Below are 1687 nucleotides of genomic sequence, written 5' to 3' on the forward strand. Positions count from 1 at the left end.
TGATTAATACAACAAAGCCGCATAGCGTGTATCTCGAACACGGCCTCGTAACGGCCCGGCTTGGCGCGCAAGACGATGGACGGGAACACACGGTTCAGCACGGCGCGGGTGCGTTCAGGCGCATGATCGTCAGATAGGAAGGCATCGACAACTGCATCTAGCGGAATATTCAGCTGCCGGCGCATTGCGTCAGTGTTGACCGCTTGGGCGTGCTGCTCCAACTCCGAAACTTCATGCTGTAGACGCATGGTGTCCTCTCTGGCTTCCAGGTATTGCCGCTCAAGAACCGGGTCTTCGCTACCGATGTCCTTGAGCAGTCTCGCCAAGCGCTGCCGAGCGGCATCCGCCTTGTGTAACCGGGTCCGTGCGTCCTGCAACGACTGTTCATGGCCACCTGCCAGCTTTTCTTTCAAGCGCTCACGATATGCCGCTATCACTTCTTTGGACAGTATCTTTTGCATCAGCCAGCGCATCATGATCCGGACGCCCTTGACAGAGATATAGATGGGCTGTCGGCCAGGCTGTCCCTCGCGAGATGCGTGCTCACACTGGATGCAGTGCAGCGTTCCAGCGCTGTTGCCGCGAGCCGGGTGAAAAGACAGATAGACACCGCACGTCCCGCACCGGAAAACGCCAGAAAACGCATGTTTACCGCCGCCATAGGTCCGCTTCTGCCCCAGATGACTGCTGATAACAGCTGACTCACTAGCGGATGGGCTGCGCTTGCCCATCGACTGCACGGCATCCCAGTCATCTGGGCTCACGAGAACAAGTTCCGGCATGAACCGTTCCAAATTTCGTTCCTGGCTGCTATTGCTACGTCCAAAATTGACTAGGTACAGCCCTTTGTACATTGGATTGCCGAAGATGCGCCAGATGGCAGAGCCGCGCCAGTACAGGCGCTTTCCGTCGGAGGTCTGCCGCGGCGTGGGCACGCCGCGGCTATTCAGTACCGCAGCAATTTCCTGCAGGGTCATGCCGTCTTTTCGGCGTGCAAATATTTCTCGTACCACGGCTGCCTCATCAGCCTTGACACACCAGCAGCAGCGGCCTTCAGCCGTGGAACGCGCCTGGTCAATGGCATAGCCATACGGGATCGCGGTGACCATCGCGCCGCGCTCGAACTCGCCCAGCATGGTCCTTGAGACACGATGCCTGGTCTCATCGATGAAGAATTCAGAGAACACAGACTTCATGCCGAAAATGAGCTTGGCGCTTGGCTGCTCAGAGTCAAATCCGTCCGCCGTCAGCAAACGGACCTTGTGCTCGTGCAGTTCCGCCAGAAAGTCGAGGGATTCGCGCGCACTGCGCGCCAGACGGCACTGCTGGTCACATATCAGTACGTCGATTTTTCCGGCACGGACCAGCTCGCGCAGCTGCTGGTAAGCACTGCGCTTGTGGGTCTTGTGTGACTGGCCCGAGACCGCCTCGTCGTAAAAGATCAGATCGTCGTCGACTTTCATGCCGAAGCGTTGCGCAACCTCGCGACACATGCGGACCTGATCGTCAATGGACGTGGGTCGCTGTAGGTCAAGCGAATAGCGGGCATACAGAGCCACCCTCAGCCACGCCGTCTTGTCGCAGCTTATCTCTGAGATGCTGGCCGGGGTGGGCAGCTGGTCGAATTTTCTTGCGGTTGTCCGATTTTGGACGGTTGGGGATTGCATTTACTAAGGTTTCCGAAAGT

Annotated in this window: 1 protein-coding gene; it reads right to left on the reverse strand. The window is 57.7% G+C overall.

Annotated elements, in window-relative coordinates; translation table 11 throughout:
- Nucleotides 1–1667, reverse strand: a 1667-nt coding sequence (locus tag C6P64_RS16800; RefSeq protein WP_146115966.1) for a recombinase family protein, incomplete at its 3' end; no start/stop codon positions are given.
- Between the last annotated feature and the right edge of the window lie 20 nt (nt 1668–1687).

This window comes from Malikia granosa, from assembly GCF_002980595.1.
GTDB classification, from domain to species: Bacteria; Pseudomonadota; Gammaproteobacteria; order Burkholderiales; family Burkholderiaceae_C; genus Malikia; species Malikia granosa.